16 protein-coding genes are annotated in these 17,262 nt (G+C 58.4%); 4 read left to right on the forward strand and 12 right to left on the reverse strand.

What is annotated here, in order from left to right; genetic code table 11:
* Positions 1–42 precede the first annotated feature (42 nt).
* Positions 43–1,434 carry an L-cystine transporter gene (locus IF654_RS01630; RefSeq protein WP_047278457.1) on the reverse strand — a complete coding sequence of 464 codons (1,392 nt, stop codon included), beginning with the start codon at positions 1,432–1,434 and terminating at the stop codon, positions 43–45.
* Positions 1,435–1,892: 458 nt separating this feature from the next.
* On the opposite strand from IF654_RS01630, the gene IF654_RS01635 reads away from it, so the two are divergent.
* On the forward strand, positions 1,893–2,105 hold the full coding sequence (locus IF654_RS01635; protein WP_047281494.1) for a hypothetical protein: 213 nt from the start codon (positions 1,893–1,895) through the stop codon (positions 2,103–2,105).
* Between the two features lie 12 nt (positions 2,106–2,117).
* Here IF654_RS01635 and IF654_RS01640 read toward each other — a convergent pair whose 3' ends face one another.
* The 6 genes from IF654_RS01640 to IF654_RS01665 form a co-directional block, all read right to left on the reverse strand.
* Positions 2,118–2,813 (reverse strand): DUF4225 domain-containing protein, encoded by a 696-nt coding sequence (locus IF654_RS01640; protein ID WP_194862818.1) that lies wholly within the window; start codon positions 2,811–2,813, stop codon positions 2,118–2,120.
* Positions 2,810–3,307, reverse strand: a complete 498-nt coding sequence (locus IF654_RS01645; RefSeq protein ID WP_047278453.1) for an Hcp family type VI secretion system effector — start codon at positions 3,305–3,307, stop codon at positions 2,810–2,812. The genes IF654_RS01640 and IF654_RS01645 overlap by 4 nt, the downstream gene beginning before the upstream one ends.
* 227 nt (positions 3,308–3,534) lie before the next feature.
* Positions 3,535–5,382, reverse strand: a complete 1,848-nt coding sequence (ilvD, locus tag IF654_RS01650; protein ID WP_047279486.1) for a dihydroxy-acid dehydratase — start codon at positions 5,380–5,382, stop codon at positions 3,535–3,537.
* A 234-nt stretch (positions 5,383–5,616) separates the two neighbouring features.
* Positions 5,617–6,810 carry an MFS transporter gene (locus tag IF654_RS01655; RefSeq protein WP_194862817.1) on the reverse strand — a complete coding sequence of 398 codons (1,194 nt, stop codon included), beginning with the start codon at positions 6,808–6,810 and terminating at the stop codon, positions 5,617–5,619.
* Positions 6,803–7,771: a diiron oxygenase gene (locus IF654_RS01660; protein ID WP_230683750.1), complete on the reverse strand. Its 969-nt coding sequence runs from the start codon at positions 7,769–7,771 to the stop codon at positions 6,803–6,805. The genes IF654_RS01655 and IF654_RS01660 overlap by 8 nt, the downstream gene beginning before the upstream one ends.
* Entirely contained in the window at positions 7,768–8,853 is a 1,086-nt protein-coding gene (locus IF654_RS01665) for a SagB/ThcOx family dehydrogenase (RefSeq protein ID WP_194862815.1), read from the reverse strand. The genes IF654_RS01660 and IF654_RS01665 overlap by 4 nt, the downstream gene beginning before the upstream one ends.
* 427 nt (positions 8,854–9,280) lie before the next feature.
* On the opposite strand from IF654_RS01665, the gene IF654_RS01670 reads away from it, so the two are divergent.
* Positions 9,281–10,972 carry a DUF4153 domain-containing protein gene (locus tag IF654_RS01670; protein WP_194862814.1) on the forward strand — a complete coding sequence of 564 codons (1,692 nt, stop codon included), beginning with the start codon at positions 9,281–9,283 and terminating at the stop codon, positions 10,970–10,972.
* Between the two features lie 50 nt (positions 10,973–11,022).
* On the opposite strand, the gene IF654_RS01675 is transcribed toward IF654_RS01670, so the two are convergent.
* Positions 11,023–12,219 (reverse strand): class I SAM-dependent rRNA methyltransferase, encoded by a 1,197-nt coding sequence (locus IF654_RS01675; RefSeq protein ID WP_047278442.1) that lies wholly within the window; start codon positions 12,217–12,219, stop codon positions 11,023–11,025.
* Between the two features lie 201 nt (positions 12,220–12,420).
* Here IF654_RS01675 and IF654_RS01680 point away from each other — a divergent pair, with 201 nt between their 5' ends.
* A complete protein-coding gene (locus IF654_RS01680) occupies positions 12,421–13,233 on the forward strand; it encodes an HDOD domain-containing protein (RefSeq protein WP_169836151.1) in 813 nt (270 codons plus the stop codon).
* Between the two features lie 23 nt (positions 13,234–13,256).
* Positions 13,257–14,069, forward strand: a complete 813-nt coding sequence (mutM, locus tag IF654_RS01685) for a bifunctional DNA-formamidopyrimidine glycosylase/DNA-(apurinic or apyrimidinic site) lyase (RefSeq protein WP_047278438.1) — start codon at positions 13,257–13,259, stop codon at positions 14,067–14,069.
* Positions 14,070–14,102: 33 nt separating this feature from the next.
* Here the strand turns inward: mutM and IF654_RS01690 are convergent, their stop codons facing one another.
* From IF654_RS01690 to IF654_RS01705, 4 genes are all read right to left on the reverse strand, one after another.
* On the reverse strand, positions 14,103–14,354 hold the full coding sequence (locus IF654_RS01690; RefSeq protein WP_047278436.1) for a YfhL family 4Fe-4S dicluster ferredoxin: 252 nt from the start codon (positions 14,352–14,354) through the stop codon (positions 14,103–14,105).
* Between the two features lie 100 nt (positions 14,355–14,454).
* Positions 14,455–14,937: a pantetheine-phosphate adenylyltransferase gene (gene coaD, locus IF654_RS01695; RefSeq protein ID WP_047278434.1), complete on the reverse strand. Its 483-nt coding sequence runs from the start codon at positions 14,935–14,937 to the stop codon at positions 14,455–14,457.
* Between the two features lie 124 nt (positions 14,938–15,061).
* A complete protein-coding gene (locus IF654_RS01700) occupies positions 15,062–16,660 on the reverse strand; it encodes a GMC family oxidoreductase (protein ID WP_194862813.1) in 1,599 nt (532 codons plus the stop codon).
* 42 nt (positions 16,661–16,702) lie between these two features.
* Positions 16,703–17,248, reverse strand: a complete 546-nt coding sequence (locus IF654_RS01705; RefSeq protein WP_194862812.1) for a twin-arginine translocation pathway signal protein — start codon at positions 17,246–17,248, stop codon at positions 16,703–16,705.
* Positions 17,249–17,262: the final 14 nt, after the last annotated feature.

The following is a 17,262-nucleotide window of genomic DNA, read 5'->3' on the forward strand; positions in this document are numbered from 1 at the left end:
AGCCCCTCTCCCATGGGGAGAGGGGTCAGTGAGGGTCAAGCGTTACGCGTGTGCCAGCTCGCCATGATCGTCTTCAGCCAGAATGGCTTTATCCGTCTCATTCATGATCTGGCTGGTCACCGTACCGGCCACCATGGCGCCGCTCACGTTCAAGGCCGTGCGGCCCATGTCGATCAGCGGCTCAACCGAGATCAACAGCGCCACCAGCGACACTGGCAGGCCCATCGCGGGCAGTACGATCAGCGCAGCGAAGGTTGCGCCACCGCCTACGCCAGCCACACCGGCTGAGCTCAGCGTCACGATCGCCACCAGCGTTGCAATCCACAACGGGTCCAGCGGGTTGATGCCCACTGTCGGGGCAACCATCACGGCCAGCATGGCCGGGTACAGACCGGCACAGCCGTTTTGACCGATGGTCGCGCCAAACGAGGCCGCAAAGCTGGCAATGGATGACGGAATCCCCAAGCGACGGGTTTGCGCCTCAATGCTCAACGGAATGCTGGCTGCGCTTGAACGGCTGGTGAACGCGAACGTCAGCACCGGCCAGACCTTGCGGAAGAAGCGCAGCGGGTTGACCCCGGACAGCGACACAATCAGCCCGTGAATCACGAACATCAGCGCCAGGCCGATGTAAGACACCACCACGAAACTGCCGAGTTTGATGATGTCTTGCAGGTTGGACGTCGCCACCACTTTGGTCATCAGGGCCAGCACGCCGTACGGGGTCAGTTTCATGACCAGACGTACCAGACGCATCACCCAGGCTTGCAGGGTGTCAATGGCATTGAGCACTTTGCTGCCTTTCTCCGGCTCATCCTTGAACAGTTGCAGCGCGGCAACGCCCAGGAATGCAGCAAAGATCACCACGCTGATAATCGACGTCGGCTTGGCGCGGGCCAGGTCGGCAAACGGGTTTTGCGGGATAAACGACAGCAGCAACTGCGGCACATTCAGGTCGGCCACTTTCCCTGCGTAATCGCTTTGAATGATCTGCAGGCGGCTCATCTCCGCAGCGCCCGCCACCAGACCTTCAGCCGTGAGGCCGAACAGGTTGGTCAGGCCGATGCCCACCAGCGCTGCGATCATGGTGGTAAACAGCAGCGTGCCGATGGTCAAAAAGCTGATCTTGCCCAACGACGACGCGTTATGCAGCCGCGCCACGGCGCTCAGGATCGACGCAAATACCAGCGGAATCACGATCATTTGCAGCAACTGCACATAGCCGCTGCCAACCAGATCGAACCAGCCGATGGACGTTTTCAGGGTAGGGTTTTCAGCACCATAGATAAGGTGCAAACCAAGACCGAAAATCACACCGACAACCAGCGCCAGCAGGACTTTTTTAGCAAGGCTCCACGCGGTGTGGCGGGTCAGCGACAAGCCGAACAGCAACGCGAGGAACACCAGCAGATTGAGGATCAGCGGGTAATTCATGAAAGCTCCGAGGGGCGACTTGTACCAGTCTTGGGATGTAACAATTTCGAACCGGAAATGCTAACAGGTTGATATAGCTAGAAATATACCGTTCTGGAATGACTACCTTTGATTTGGGAATAAGCCTGTCGACAGGCCGAAGGTTGTTTGTGCCTCTCGTGTCGCTTATAGAGAAGCATAGCGGCTATGCGTCAGACGAATCAGCATTCGGCGCTGCGTTGACGTGCCATCAGTCGGGTCGCAAGCGCTCCGGGGGGAGTAGCAGAATCGGTGTTGGCATCATATGTATGAATACCCATTCACCCAGGCTTTGCAGGCTTGGCTGCGAGGTCAAAATATCCAACTGCCCAGCGCCTGCCCTGCGACAACCTCCAGCCGTGCGAGTGGAGCGCTTGAGGCAGAACTCAAAGCATGATCCCTGCTTCAAAAAATGCTGGAAATCAATAAGGAATGAATGGATGAGGCTCAAAGATATTAGGTATTACTCCTTGGTCACCCTGATGGCTCTCGCCAATGCGGCATTTTATACAGTGTTTATAATGCTGGGGTTGCGTGAAGTCTTTCCATCGATTGAAGAGAACTTTGAAGTAATATCTGCAGCGATGTATATATTCTTGGTGGTTGTCGGGGTGGCATGGGGTATTCCAAGGCTTAGGAAGTTTTTCGGGTAGTGGGTCCTTGATTTATTGCTGGGTCGTGTGCGTGTCATGTTCCAAATTGAGTAATGAGTTCAACGAAAATGCGTCAACAAGCGCTTCCAACATTAACGAAATTTTGCCTGTTTGTTTATAAGCATGCTCACTGTCGGTGGGGATGTGTCTGAATAATTTGAATGTGTCTTCTTTTTCTACACGTCTAGCGAGTCCTGTTGCTGATAACAATAAATCGGCAGAGTAGTACGCCATGTCACCTTGGTAGGCATCTTTGTAGAATTGTCTGTAGCCCTGTCTGATAAAGCCTACGGCTTCATTATTTCCATTGTAAATATTGGTCGCGCCTTCATATATGTTATTAAGGCCGTGCATGATCATCGGACCTCCATATGCAAAACCCAATCCCCGAGTGCTTACTATTGATTGGGCGCCTGTTTTTACTTGCATAGCACCCCCTGCAATGCCTATTCCGTTTTTTGCATAGAATATTATTTTGTTGGCTAATTCATCGTATTCACTTTTGAGTTTCTGCATGCTTTCCCAGGCGCTGATAACACTGTCATTGACATCGCGAATGACGTTGTTTAGGTAATTTGCAATTGCCGAGCTGAAGGTGAGCTGCATGACACCGTCAGGGAGAAAAGTTCCTGTCGCTGAACAACCCAATGACATCAGGTCTGAGGCCGCTTTTGTGACATCGTGGATGTCACACTGTTGGTCGTTCATATCTCGTTTATCCATGAGCTATGTGCACTCGTTCCAGCCGGGATGTGTGTCCATGTAATATCCCGATAACGAATGGCAACGATTTCTTGCGGCTGGCCATCTGTCATATGAATAGCATGGGGTACTTGAATGTTCATGTAAGCAATGCGTGCACCAGACAGGCGAACGTTGAAGTATTTTTCTTGGCTGCCCACTGTAGACGTTCTATAAAAATCAATGATGCATTCGACTTCCTCCCCATCGTGAAGTGCTGCAGCGATCAGTGGCGAAGACTTATCTATATTCTTTGTAATAACGACAGGTTTGTGTTGTCCGCGACCGCCAGTAATTGTCCCGTCACTGCCTGCCACCATGTCATGTGAATACGCTAACACCATGATTTCGTCAGCGTGGCCCATTTGACATTTATTGCCTATAGAGTCTTGGGTCGAACAGCCGGAAGATATTAGGCCTTGTTTTCTTCCTGTAATTGACATGTAGCCATGATTAGCCATTTCAGCATCCCCGTTTAATTGAGCACTGACTGTATTGCAGTAGTGGCTAATGGGCTGTAGGGGGATTCCTGAAATTCAAATAAAGCATTGCAAATGAGCTTTGAATCCAGAGCATGCCAGCCAGGACACATCTTTTCCGGATGCTTTTGGTTTCAAGGGTGAATATCTTTTGCCCGCTCATTAAAAATCCCGGCACATGGCCGGGATTTTTGGGGGTGCGAGGTGGGTTACGGCACCAGTTTGTCCAGCAAGGCTTTGTCACGTACCGCGCCCTTGTCGGCGCTGGTGGCGAGCAAGGCGTATGCCTTCAATGCCGTGGTGACTTTGCGTGGACGCACTTCGACCGGTTTCCAGCCTTTTTTGTCCTGCTCGACCCGGCGCGCCGCCAGTTCTTCGTCGCTGACCAACAAGTTGATAGAGCGGTTCGGGATGTCGATCAGGACTTTGTCGCCGTCCTGTACCAGGCCAATCGCGCCGCCCGCCGCAGCTTCCGGTGAGGCGTGGCCGATGGACAGGCCCGACGTACCGCCCGAGAAGCGTCCGTCGGTGAGCAAGGCGCAGGCTTTGCCCAGCCCTTTGGACTTGAGGTACGAGGTGGGGTAGAGCATCTCTTGCATGCCCGGCCCGCCTTTCGGGCCTTCGTAGCGAATGATCACGATGTCGCCCGCCTGCACTTCATCCGCGAGGATGCCGCGCACGGCGCTGTCCTGGCTTTCGAAGATTTTGGCGTTGCCTTCGAACACGTGAATCGACTCATCGACCCCGGCGGTTTTCACCACGCAACCATCCAGCGCGATGTTGCCGTACAGCACGGCCAACCCGCCTTCCTGCGAGTAAGCGTGTTCGACGCTGCGAATGCAGCCGTTTTCGCGGTCGTCGTCCAGCGTGTCCCAGCGGGTCGACTGGCTGAACGCGGTTTGCGTCGGGATGCCGGCCGGGCCCGCGCGGAAGAAGGTGTGCACGGCTTCGTTGTCAGTCTGGGTGATGTCCCACTGGGCGATGGCGTCGGCCATGGTCTTGCTGTGGACCGTCGGCAGGTCGGTGTGCAGCAAGCCGCCACGGGCCAGCGAGCCGAGGATGGAGAAAATGCCGCCAGCGCGGTGCACGTCTTCCATGTGGTACTTCTGGATGTTCGGCGCCACTTTGCACAGTTGCGGGACGTGGCGCGACAGGCGGTCGATGTCCTTCAGGTCGAAGTCGATCTCGGCCTCCTGGGCGGCGGCCAACAAATGCAGGATGGTGTTGGTCGAGCCGCCCATGGCGATGTCCAGCGTCATGGCATTTTCGAATGCCTTGAAGTTGGCGATGTTGCGCGGCAGCACCGATTCGTCGTTTTCGACGTAGTACTGGCGGCACAGGTCGACGATGGTGCGGCCTGCTTGCAGGAACAGTTGCTCGCGGTCGCTGTGGGTGGCCAGTGTCGAGCCGTTGCCCGGCAGCGCCAGGCCGAGGGCTTCAGTCAGGCAGTTCATCGAGTTGGCGGTGAACATGCCGGAACATGAACCGCAGGTCGGGCAGGCGCTGCGCTCGTACTCGGCAACCTTCTCGTCAGAAGCGCTGGAGTCGGCTGCAATCACCATGGCATCCACCAGATCGAGGCCGTGGCTGGCGAGCTTGGTTTTGCCCGCTTCCATCGGCCCGCCGGAGACGAAAATCACCGGGATGTTGAGGCGCAACGAGGCCATCAGCATGCCGGGGGTGATTTTGTCGCAGTTGGAAATGCACACGATGGCGTCGGCGCAGTGGGCGTTGACCATGTACTCCACGGAGTCGGCAATGATCTCGCGGCTCGGCAGCGAATAGAGCATGCCGTCATGGCCCATGGCGATGCCGTCGTCCACGGCGATGGTGTTGAATTCTTTGGCAACGCCGCCTGCGCGCTCAATCTCGCGGGCGACCAGTTGGCCCATGTCCTTGAGGTGGACGTGGCCCGGCACGAATTGGGTAAAGGAGTTGGCAATGGCGATGATCGGCTTCTTGAAGTCGGCATCTTTCATCCCCGTGGCGCGCCACAACGCGCGCGCACCGGCCATGTTGCGGCCATGGGTGGAGGTTTTCGAACGATAGTCAGGCATGGAGCAACTCCGGGCGGCTAATCAGGTAACAAACAGGGAAGTGAGCTTCTAATCGCTGACTGACAACACAGAAAATGACTACGTGTCAGCAAGCTGCCGTTAACGCTGCGGGATCGCCGCGCGTCTGGGCCTGAGCTCATAAACCCGCCGGGGATGATTGGCGATGAATGCGTCGATTCTACACGGCTGGCGTGCGGAGGGAATGGGCCTGACGCACGGCCCACAGAGCAAGGGCTATGCCGGGCGCTGTTCGCGCAGGCGTCGGCAGGTGGCCAGGATCAAGCCCAGCGCAATCAGGCCCAGCGCCATGAAGGTGGTCGCCAGCGTCACTGGCAGGCTGGCCGGGCTGAGGTTGACCCAGGCACTGACAACCCCGCCGCAGATGAAGATCAGCGCGCTGCCGGCTGACGACGCCGTGCCTGCCAGATCAGGAAAGACGTCCATCGCCCGTGAGGTGGCAATTGGCCGGGCGAGGGTGATGCCCATGGTGCAGACCATCATGGGCAGCAGCACGTTAAAGACCGTCAAGCCTGCGTGGCGGTGCAGCAGCCCCATCAAGCCCCCCGCCAAAACGATCAATAAGAGCCCGGCAATGATCTGTCGGTTCGCGCTAATGCGTTTGCTGAGTCCATGAGCCAACACGCCGCCGCCCACATAGGCTGCGCCGTACACCAGCAATATCAGCGAGAAGGTGTAGCTGGACAGGTGCAGTTGCTCCAGAAACAACAAGGGCGACATGACGATGAATGAAAAATGGCAGGCGAAAGCGATGGCCGATATCAACCAGTAGCTGATGAACGTGGGATTGCGGCACACAAGGGCGTAGGCCCTCAGCAGGCTGTGGGAGGACGGATTGCGCGCGGGGTTGTCCCTTAAGTGCTTCCAGGCAATGACCCAGACGGTCAACCCCAGCGCAATGAATACCCAGAAGCTGCCGGGCCAATCGAAGGCGTCCTGCAACACGGTGCCCGCCAAGGGTGAGAGCGAGATCGCCAGCCCGCTGGCGGTGACCATCAGGATGCGCAGCTGGTCCCGTTGCTTGCCGATGAACAGGTCTTGGATCAAGGCTTGAGACAAAACGAAACACCCGCACCCGACGGCCTGCAGGCACCGGAATAGCAGAAATCCGCCGTAATCCGTGGACAGCACGCAACCCGCCGCGCCGACAATCGACAGGGCCATACCGGCAAGCAGCAAGGATTTGCGCCCTATGCGGTCAGAAAGCGGACCTATGAGCAGTTGTGAAAGCGAAATGCCAATAGCGAACAGGCTGATGGACAGTGCGATATCGCCCGGTGTTCGTTGAAAGTAGTCAGCCAGGGCCGGAAATGAGGGCAATACGACGTCCAGCGGGAACACCCCGAGCACCACCATGCTAAGCAACAGGAAAATCGCCAGACCCGGTCTGGTCGCTGGCGTTTCAGGCATCCATAAACCCCGCGCTCAAGAACAGTCGCCGGTTGTGCTCAAGGGTGAAAAAACCGGCATTGGCCAACGCCAGCACGGTGGCTCTGGCCCCGGCACGCACGCGTTGTTGGTGAACGGCGGGCTGCTGCAACTGGATGCAGATCTGTTCGATAGTGGTCGGGTTGAGGTCGACACTGGTGAGGCTTTCTTTCAGCCAACGGGTGTCGCTTTCGAAAAAGATGCCGAGGAGGGTGAGTAACTGGGTGGCCGCTTTGGCGCGCTGGACGTCATCGAGCAACGACCACACATGGGCGAACACTTCACTAAAGTACCGGCTGTGACGGGCTTCGTCCCCCAGATGGCTTTTGAACATGTCCAGCACGGTGGACACCAGCGGGACATGGATGGCGCCGAGCAGCTCTTTGGCAATGATCGTCTCGGACACAAAGCCGATCAAAAACCAGTGCAGAGCCCTGTCAGCCGGTCGGCAGATGTCTATTTGATGCTGCAGGCGCTGGATGCGGTGGGCGGGGCGGGAGCGGTTGTTGATGCCGTACAGCTCAGCCACCTGTTCGGCGATCTGGTTGGAGAACAGCGCGTGATAGCCCTCGTCGGTGTACAGCTGCAAGGCGGCGTTTTTCATCGCGAGCGGCACGTGAAGGCCGAGTTCGTTGTGGATCAGGGTCTCGACCGCGCGGTTAACCAGTTTGTGTTCCAGCACCGTGGTGTAGTCGAGGAAGTACACCAGTTGATTGGCCTCCAGGCGCCGCACCACGGACGTGCCTGCCAGCACGATGTCCGGGTGATCGAGGTAAGGCATGAATGCGGGCACAAACCAGTGGCGATCGCCCAGTTGGGACTCCAGGTCGGCAGGCAAGGCGTAAGGGGTGCGATCCAGTCGCACGCTGGCGTTGGTGTCCCAGCCAGCCAACGTGTAGGGCGCAGGGGAGGCACACGTTTTTTGGGGGCAGGGTCTGTTCACGGTGCGGGGTCCTTGCGCTGGATGAGCGCCATCAGCTCCTGGCATTGCACTTGGCCGTCGCCTTTGCCGCAGCCCACAAAAAACAAGGGCTGTTCGGGGCTGTCGTCCAGGCCCAGCAGCGCTTCTACACGGTCATCGGTCAGGGCGCCGGTCAGCCAGGTATCCAGCCCCAACTGTGTGGCCACAAGCTGGAACGTTTGAGCGATATGCCCGGCCTCAACGTAGGCCATGCGATAGGCCCGCGAGTGTTCGTACTTCCACCACAATTTGTCGAAGCGCGAGGTGATGAACAGCCCGACGGGCAGGGTATTGATGAAATGCTGGCCGCACAGCAGCTTGCCCAAAGGCTCGTCCGGGAGCGGGCTGATGAGGCTCAGGGCATGCAGGTCACTTGAATAGGCATACACGCCAGCCTTGAGACCGGTCACATGCTGCACATACACATAACCCTCGCAGGCGTTGAGTCCGCCGCCGGAAGGACTGCTGCGACGCGCTTCCATGCCCAGTGGAATGGACAGATTGATCTCGCCCCGACGTTCGTTCAGATAGCCGAGTGACAGGTAGAGCAAGGTGCTGAGTTGGCGCAAGGAAAGGCTTTGCCCGGTAAAAGAACGGGACGTTTTGCGGTTGATCAATGCAGTGGCCAGCGAACCTTTCAAGGCTTCGGCAGGCTTGCACACGGGCAGGGCCACCAGATTGGCGTTATGAGGGTCGATACGATTGGGCTCGGGGGCCGGGGTGCTCAAGACTTCGTTGCAATGTGCCAGGTACTGCACGGCCCATTCATGGACGTCTTGTGGAATGTGCTCCTGCGGCAGGTTCTTGGTGCCGATATGGAAGATTCGGGAGAGGTCATCCCAGCCCCATTCCGGTGTGGGGATTTCTTCGTCCGTAATAATCGAGGCCGCCAGAAAGTCCTGGTCGACAGTGCTGTTGGGGTCGAAAAGTTCAGGGCAGGTAATAAGTTGGGTTAATCGCTTGCTGTAGTGGAAGTCGAGTTCAAATTGCGTGTGATTGGAATAATTCCAGACGATGTGATGCGGTGACCGGGCCAATATAAACAAGTAAGGATTTATATGCATGGATCAACAGCTCTGAAGGGGAAGGTAATGAAGCCGGGGTGTCGGCAGGCCCCGGCTTCATTGTCAGCGACGTTGCGTTAGCGCTGAGGAGGGACGGCCAGACAGGCCAGGTTGGCGATTTTGCTTGCTTCTAGAGAAACGGCTTTCATCATTGTGCTCCTTACATAAAAGTGGGTGACTTCAGGGAGTAAGTGCAGTCACTTCGTACTGCTTCGTTCTCAAAGTGACTTGGTTAAAACTAGCTGCTTACGGAAAAACAACAATGTTATATAAAGTGAGTTATTGCCCGCTTTCATGTGGGAATACTCTTAAGTAAGAGTTAAATGCGTGTTTTATCTTCAGGCAGTTCGGTAAAACGTCCTATGTAGGCGATTTTGCTATTAAGGCTTAAAGTGTCGAGGTGCTTTTCTGACAGGGATTTTGAACGATGGTCATTACACGCTCCATCAAGACCTGCCTGGCCATTGGCCTCGTGCAGGGGGTGTTGCTCTGGCTGGCCCGCTCCATCACCGAAAACGGCCTCAAGTTCGCACTGGTGACGGCGGTGTTGGTGGGGGGCATCAACGTGCTGCTGTTAGGCGATAACGTGCGTCAGCGCGGCACCGGCTGGCTGGTCCTGGGCCTGACGGGCGTGATGAGCGCCATCAGCGCCTGGGTGTTCTGGGAAGGGGGTGAGCAGTGGCGTTCAAGCAGTTGGCTGACGGGCAGCTGGACCTGTTTCGGGGTGGTGATTGCGTACATCTGCACGGCCTTCATCCTCAGCTGGCCGACCCGCGAAGGGCGTTTCCCACGCTACGAAGACTTGTTCCGCCATGCGTGGGACACGGTGTTCATCGTGCTACTGGGGCTGCTGCTTAACGCAGTGTTCTGGGCGTTGATCCTGTTGTGGGGCGGCCTGTTCAAAATGCTCGGCATTGTGGCGCTGAACACACTGTTTTCCACCGACGGATTTATCTACATCAGTTCGGCCATGGTGTTTGCTCTGGGCCTGAAGATGGGCCGGGACAATGATCGTGTAATCGGCTTGCTGCGCGGCATTCTGCTCACGTTGTGCCGGTTCTTGCTGCCGCTTGGCGTGCTGATTGGCCTGGTGTTTACCTTCGCCTTGCCCTTCACCGGACTGGGGCCGATTTGGGACACGGGTTATTCGACGCCAATCATGGTGTGTCTGGTGGCCGTCATCCTGTTCCTGCTCAACGGCGTGGTACAGGACGGCGAACACGAGATTGGCTACCCCAAGTGGCTACTGCGCATGGTCGACCTGTGTTTGTTGTGCCTGCCGGTTCTGGTGGTGCTGGCCGGGTATTCGACCTGGTTAAGAATTGAACAGTATGGCCTGACGCCGACCCGTCTGTTGGCGATGCTGCTGGTGGCCGTGATGGTGTTGCACAGCCTGGCGGCTGCCTGGGCCGTGGTGCTGCCACAGCATCAGTGGTTGGCGCGTTTGCGAGTCAGCAACCCGTTGATCGCGTTGTTGAGCGTGTTGCTGTTATTGGCGATTCATACCCCGTGGTTCAGCCCGCTGCAGTTCAGTGCCCAGAATCAGGTCAACCGGGTTTTGAGCGGCAAAGCGTCGGTCGACACCTTTGATGCAGACACCTTGCGTTACCGTTTGGGACCTCCCGGCAAACAGGCTTTTGAGGCCTTGTTGGCGCAGGTGGAGCAGGGGCAGGTGTTGTCGGCGCCACAGCGTGACGTGCTGTTGAAGCGTCTCAAAGAGGCGGACATGGGGGACCGGGTTAGCGGGCCAAGTGAGCGGATGCTGGAATGGATCGGCCCTAAAGTCGAAGGCAGTGAGCAGTTCGCTGATAGGGGCATCGGCGGCCAGCCCTGCTGGGCACCGGGGTGCGCGTTGTGGGCGGTGGATCTGAATAACGACGGGCAGATGGAAGTGCTGCAGTTGCCGAAGCAGAAGTGGTCGGGCCCTGTGTACTTTTTTACGCGCGACGCCCAAGGCCAATGGAAACGGGCGGGCACCTACGAGGAAAGCGACAACTCTCCCGAGTTGATTGAGGCGATTCGTCAGGGGAAGGTGAAGGTGGTCAAGCCGCGCTATCAGTCTTTACAGATTGGCACCACAGAACTGAGCCCCAAGCTGGATCGAGAACCGCAGCCATAAGCCTGAAGCCACAGCCGCTACCGTCGGTAGCGGCTGTGGAACGTGCCCGTTTAGCTGTTTGGCAGCAAACGGCAGGTGATGCTCTTGATGTAGCGCGTTTCCTGGATCGCCGGGTGTACCGGGTGATCCGGGCCCTGGCTGCCGCGTTCCAGCAACTGGATATTGCGGTCCAGGTGACGGGCGCTGGTCAGCAGGATGTTTTGCAGGTCGTCTTCGGGCAAGTGCATCGAGCACGATGCGCTGACCAGAATGCCGTCTTTGGTGAGCAGGCGCATGGCTTGCTCGTTCAGGCGGCGGTAGGCGCCTTCGCCGTTTTTCAGGTCTTTTTTACGTTTGATGAACGCCGGCGGGTCGGCCACGATCACGTCGAAACGCTCTTCGTTGGCTTTCAGCTCTTTAAGCGCTTCAAACACGTCGCCTTCCAGGCAGGTCACGCGGTCCGCGAAACCGTTGAGTGCCGCGTTGCGCTCGACGCCGTCCAGTGCGAACGACGATGCATCCACGCACATGACTTCGCTGGCGCCAAAGGCAGCAGCCTGGATGCCCCAGCCGCCGATGTAGCTGTACAGGTCCAGAACGCGCTTGCCCTTGGCATACGGCGCCAGACGGGCACGGTTCATGCGGTGGTCGTAGAACCAGCCGGTTTTTTGTCCGGCGATGACCGGGGCTTCAAACTTCACGCCGTTTTCTTCCAGCGCAACCCACTCCGGCACCAGGCCAAACACGGTTTCGACGTAACGCTCAAGGCCTTCGGCATCACGCGCGGCCGAGTCGTTCTTGAACAGGATGCCGCTCGGCTTGACCACCTGAACCAGCGCGGCGATCACGTCGGCCTTGTGCTGCTCCATGGTCGCGGAAGCCAGTTGTACCACCAGGATGTCGCCGAAACGATCAACCACCAGGCCCGGCAGTAAATCCGAATCGCCGTACACCAGGCGGTAAAACGGTTTGTCGAACAGGCGATCACGCAGCGAAAGCGCCACGTTGAGGCGGTGAACCAAGAACGACTTGTCCAGTGGCACTTTGACGTCGCGCGACAGCAAACGCGCGCAGATCAGGTTGTTCGGGCTCATGGCAACGATGCCCAGCGGTTTGCCGCCAGCAGTCTCCAGCACCGCTTGGTCGCCAGCCTTGAAACCGTGCAACGGCGTGGTGGCTACATCGATTTCGTTGCTGTAGACCCACAAGTGGCCGGCGCGCAGGCGTCGATCGGCATTGGCTTTAAGGCGCAGGCTTGGCAGGGACATGACGTCGCTCCGGGTATTGAAAAGGGCGCGATTATAGCCCTAGACGCGCACGCGGGGCTTGGCTGATTCACCGCATTGTGTCGGATTGCCTGCGCAAAGCTGCGGTAAATTCCGTTAGAATCGCGGGCTATTCCAGAGTGTGTCGTCATGCCCCCAGAGCTTTCATCCGAACAGATCAGCCAAACGCTGCAAGGCATTAGCGTGCCGCCTCAACCGCAAATCATGGTGGATTTGCAGATGGAGCAGTACATGCCCGATCCGGACCTGGAGGCCATTTCCCGCCTGATCGCCCAAGACCCCGGTTTGTCGGGCGCCTTGCTGAAAATCGTCAACTCGCCGCATTACGGCCTGACCAACAAGATTGCGTCCATCAAGCGGGCCGTGACGTTGCTGGGCTGCCGGACGGTGATCAATTTGATCAATGCGCAGTCGATCAAAGGCGAGATGTGCGACGAAACCATCGTAACCCTCAACCGGTTCTGGGACAGCGCCCAGGACGTGGCCATGACCAGCATGACACTGGCCAAGCGCACCGGCTCGCAGGCGGTCGATGAAGCCTACGCGTTAGGGCTGTTTCACGATTGCGGCATCCCGTTGATGCTCAAGCGCTTCCCCAACTACATGTCAGTGCTGGAACAGGCCTACGCCAATGCCGGTCCGAACAGTCGCGTGGTCGACACCGAAAACACCCACTTCAACACCAACCATGCGGTGGTCGGCTACTACACGGCCAAGTCCTGGCGCTTGCCGGAACACCTGACCCACGCCATTGCCAATCACCACAACGCGCTGGCGATCTTCAGCGACGACTCGTCGCGCCACAGCCAACTGAAAAACCTGCTGGCGATCCTCAAGATGGCCGAGCATATTTGTGCCTCGCACAAGGTCTTGGGCAATCAGCGCGAAGACCACGAATGGAACAGCATCAGCCATCTGGTGCTGGATTACATCGGTCTGTCCGAATATGACTTTGAGAACCTCAAGGAAAGCATCCGCGAGTTGGGTGCCCACTAGGTTGTCCCCCGCCGGAGTGTCGAATGCCTGAATTACCTGAAGTCGAAACCACTCGCCGCGGCATTGCCCCGCACCTCGAAGGGCAGCGGGTCAGCCGGGTGATCGTGCGTGAGCGGCGCCTGCGTTGGCCGATTCCCGAAGACCTGGATGTGCGTTTGTCCGGGCAGAAAATCGTCGGGGTCGAACGTCGCGCCAAGTACCTGCTGATTAACGCCGAAGTCGGGACATTGATCAGCCATTTGGGCATGTCGGGTAATTTGCGTCTGGTTGAGGCGGGGTCACTGGCGGCCAAGCATGAGCACGTGGACATCGAGCTGGAGTCCGGGCTTGCCCTGCGCTACACCGACCCGCGCCGCTTTGGCGCGATGCTCTGGACCCACGACCCGCTCAACCACGCACTGCTGTTGCGTCTGGGGCCTGAGCCACTGACCGACCTGTTTGACGGCGAGCGCCTGTTCCAGCTGTCGCGCAAACGCGCCATGGCGGTCAAGCCGTTCATCATGGACAACGCCGTCGTGGTGGGCGTGGGCAATATCTATGCGACTGAAGCGCTGTTTGCGGCTGGGATTGACCCGCGCCGCGAAGCCAAAAGCATTTCGCGGGCTCGCTATCTGAAGCTGGCGATCGAGATCAAACGCATATTGGCGGCAGCCATTGAGCGCGGGGGCACCACCCTGCGGGACTTCATTGGTGGCGATGGCCAGCCCGGCTACTTCCAGCAAGAACTGTTTGTGTACGGGCGCGCCTACGAGCAGTGCAAGGTGTGCGGCAGCGAATTGCGCGAGGTCAAGCTGGGCCAGCGCTCAAGCGTGTTCTGCCCGCGCTGCCAGACCTGAGTCGGGTCGCGCGGCTGACGGCACCGTGTTGTTTTACGCTTTGCCAGTGATCTGACGGTATTTTTCCATCAGCTGTTCTTCGGTTTCCGGGTGGGCTTCATCCAGCGGAATGCAGTCGACCGGGCAGACCTGCTGGCACTGCGGCTCGTCGTAGTGACCGACGCACTGGGTGCACAGGTTCGGGTCAATGACGTAGATCTCTTCGCCTTGGGAGATCGCGGCGTTCGGACACTCGGGTTCGCAGACGTCGCAATTGATGCAATCGTCGGTGATGATCAGGGACATGGGTACTCCTGCCGGGGCGGTCGGCCCGGGCAACTGAAATCGAATGCGGGCAATTGTGCCGCATTGGCGCCCGCAGTGCACGCGGGCGCCGCTTCAGCGGTCACTTCTTGCGAAAGCGCTCAGTCAGGGCATCGGCCACGGCCGGGTGCACGAACTTGCTGATATCACCGCCCAACGCTGCGATTTCTCGCACTAACGTCGACGATATGAACGAATAACGCTCTGACGGCGTCAGGAACAGACTCTCAACATCCGGTGCCAGTTGGCGATTCATGTTCGCCAGCTGAAACTCATATTCGAAGTCCGACACCGCTCGCAGGCCGCGCAAAAATACATTGGCGTTCTGCTCTTTGGCGAAATGCGCAAGCAGGGTCGAGAAACCGACCACTTCGACATTGGGCAGGTGTTTGGTGACTTCGCGCGCCAGCTCAACGCGTTGTTCCAGGGGGAACAGCGGGTTTTTCTTGGGGCTGGCAGCGACAGCAATGATGACGTGGTCGAACAGGCGCGAAGCGCGTTCAACCAGGTCGCCATGGCCCTTGGTAATAGGGTCGAATGTACCTGGGTACAACACTCGGTTCATCGCGTCGTCCTGGCGGGAATCCGTTGGGGAGTCGGATGGTATCGCAGCAATCCCGGTCGGCCAAGTCGCCATTCGCAGTAGAAAGCACTATAGACGCCGCTGATTTGCCGATTATTTTCAGTTTTCATCCGGCTTTTACCAGGCGTTCGGCCAGCAGAGTCGCCAGTTTTGCCGTGAGTCCATACACCGACAGTTGCGGGTTGGCGCCAATGCTGGTGGGGAATAATGAGCCGTCATGTACCGACACATTGCTCAGTTGATGATGTCGCCCAAGGCTGTCAGTGACGGCGAAGTGCGGATTCTCACCCATCGCGCAGCCGCCCATGACGTGGGCGCTGGCCAGACGTGTCCGATACAGCTCAAGGCTCAAACTGTCGATCAGTTCACGGGTTTCTCGCAGGTTTGTGCACATACGCGCATCGCTGTGCAGTGGCATCACGGCGCTGGCGCCTGCGGCAAATTGAATCTCGGCCATGCTGTGAAAGGCCCGCCTCAACCCTTCCCAGCCATACGCCGTGAGGCGGTAATCCAGCACCGCAGAGCCGTCGCTGCGCAATTCAACGCTGCCGCCGGGGCTGTCGGGGTGAAAACCGTCGCGCATCAGGGCCAGCATCATCTGGGTGTTGGGCAACTGCGCCATGTGTTGCGCACCGGTTTCGCCATAGCGGGCAAACAGGGTGGCGGCCAGCGCCGGGTGCAAGGGCGGTACTTCGAGTTTGTAGCCCATCGGCCCGGTCACGCCGTCTTTCCACTGAAAATGGTCTGAGTAAATCGACTGCGGGGCACCGTAAAACCCGTTAATGGCGGTAGGAAACTGTGCGGCAGAAAAGTTGACCACGTGCAGAAATGTCCGTTTGCCCAGCGTTTTATGGGGATCGGGTGCGTCCGACCTCAGCAACAGGCCGGGGGTATTGATCCCACCGCCCGAGAGCACGTAATGCCGCGCCCTGACCGTGATCAGCCGGCCGGTGGGGGCGACGCAGCGCGGGTCCATGGCTTGGCATTCCAGCCCTGTGACCTGATCGCCCTTAATCAACAGGCGGTGGGCGCGTGCCAGATACAGCAATTGCCCCCCGTTTTCGAGGGTGGCGGGGATGGTCGTTACCAGCATCGACTGCTTGGCGTTGGTCGGGCAGCCCATGCCGCAATAACCGAGGTTCCAGCACCCGCGCACGTTGCGCGGGATGACGTGCCAGCTGTAACCCAACTGCTCGCAGCCGGTTTGCAGCACCTGATTATTGGCATTGGGCGGGACCCGCCAGGGTGCCACGCCCAGGCGTTGCTCCATGCGCTCGAACCAGGGCGCCATCTGTTCGCTGCCATGACCGACTACCGCATGCTCACGGGCCCACTGTTCAAGGGTGGGCGCGGGCGTGCGAAAGCTGGACGTCCAATTCACCAGCGTGGTCCCGCCCACTGCCCGGCCTTGCAAAATGCTCACGGCGCCGTCTTTGCTCATGCGGCCGATACCCTCCTGATAGAGGCTGGCATAGGCCTCGTCTTCGAGCATCTTGAAATCACTGCTGGTTTTGAGCGGGCCTTCTTCGATCAACAGCACTTTCAAGCCCGCTGCACTGAGGATCTCGGCCGTGGTGCCGCCCCCTGCGCCGCTGCCGATGATGGCAACGTCGGCGTCCAGGATCAGGTCATGGTCGAGCTGCGCACCGTTGAGGGTTTTCCAGCCACGGGCCATGCCGTCGCGAAAGAGGTCGGGGACAGGCATAAGGAGGTATCCATTGGTTTTTATTGTTTTGGATGGCGCGGATCAGACAGCCGGCGGCCCGGGATACCCGCACTGTGCCCAGGATTCCGGTCGTTCGTACCAACTCATCATCACCAGTTGCAGCAGGGAGGCATGCCCCATGCGCAGCAGGCTCAGACTGCTGTTCTGCCAGCGTTCGAGAAAATGCCGAATACGTTCCGGGCTGGCGTTTTCCCAACCGCCCCAGACACCGGTGAGCGGGCCGCGTGTGACGGGCATGGCCAGCACATCAAACAGTTGCTGAGTGAGCGTTAATAGCGCGGGTGACAAGCGATTGAGGTTGCTGTCCAGCTTATGCAGGGTGGCATCGTTTGCACCGGGCATCAGTGATGGCGTGACGCTGCCGACCAGCATGACGGGGATCAATGCCTGCAAAAAGGGCAGGTCACGGTTGCGCAGGACCGCAAAGCCACAGGCGCGGTCGTTGGACGAGCAACCACTGAGGCTGGCGGTTAAGCCAGCGGTGGCCAATAGGGTACTGGCCACCAGGCCGACTTTCATGACGCCTCGGCGCGACAACAGTGCGTTTTCCATACGGGCGTCAGGCATGCCCACTCCTCGTC

Origin of the sequence: Pseudomonas lundensis, assembly GCF_015377145.2 — a bacterium.
In the GTDB taxonomy this organism is placed as follows: Bacteria; Pseudomonadota; Gammaproteobacteria; order Pseudomonadales; family Pseudomonadaceae; genus Aquipseudomonas; species Aquipseudomonas lundensis.

Excerpts from the sequence above, each read along its gene's own strand:
- IF654_RS01630 (WP_047278457.1), bottom strand. The coding sequence starts at position 1,434 with ATGAATTACCCGCTGATCCTCAATCTGCTGGTGTTCCTCGCGTTGCTG.
- coaD (WP_047278434.1), bottom strand. The coding sequence starts at position 14,937 with ATGAACCGAGTGTTGTACCCAGGTACATTCGACCCTATTACCAAGGGC.
- IF654_RS01635 (WP_047281494.1), top strand. The coding sequence starts at position 1,893 with ATGAGGCTCAAAGATATTAGGTATTACTCCTTGGTCACCCTGATGGCT.
- IF654_RS01645 (WP_047278453.1), bottom strand. The coding sequence starts at position 3,307 with ATGGCTAATCATGGCTACATGTCAATTACAGGAAGAAAACAAGGCCTA.
- IF654_RS01665 (WP_194862815.1), bottom strand. The coding sequence starts at position 8,853 with ATGCATATAAATCCTTACTTGTTTATATTGGCCCGGTCACCGCATCAC.
- IF654_RS01700 (WP_194862813.1), bottom strand. The coding sequence starts at position 16,660 with ATGCCTGTCCCCGACCTCTTTCGCGACGGCATGGCCCGTGGCTGGAAA.
- IF654_RS01670 (WP_194862814.1), top strand. The coding sequence starts at position 9,281 with ATGGTCATTACACGCTCCATCAAGACCTGCCTGGCCATTGGCCTCGTG.
- IF654_RS01675 (WP_047278442.1), bottom strand. The coding sequence starts at position 12,219 with ATGTCCCTGCCAAGCCTGCGCCTTAAAGCCAATGCCGATCGACGCCTG.
- IF654_RS01640 (WP_194862818.1), bottom strand. The coding sequence starts at position 2,813 with ATGAACGACCAACAGTGTGACATCCACGATGTCACAAAAGCGGCCTCA.
- IF654_RS01705 (WP_194862812.1), bottom strand. The coding sequence starts at position 17,248 with ATGCCTGACGCCCGTATGGAAAACGCACTGTTGTCGCGCCGAGGCGTC.
- IF654_RS01655 (WP_194862817.1), bottom strand. The coding sequence starts at position 6,810 with ATGCCTGAAACGCCAGCGACCAGACCGGGTCTGGCGATTTTCCTGTTG.
- mutM (WP_047278438.1), top strand. The coding sequence starts at position 13,257 with ATGCCTGAATTACCTGAAGTCGAAACCACTCGCCGCGGCATTGCCCCG.
- ilvD (WP_047279486.1), bottom strand. The coding sequence starts at position 5,382 with ATGCCTGACTATCGTTCGAAAACCTCCACCCATGGCCGCAACATGGCC.
- IF654_RS01690 (WP_047278436.1), bottom strand. The coding sequence starts at position 14,354 with ATGTCCCTGATCATCACCGACGATTGCATCAATTGCGACGTCTGCGAA.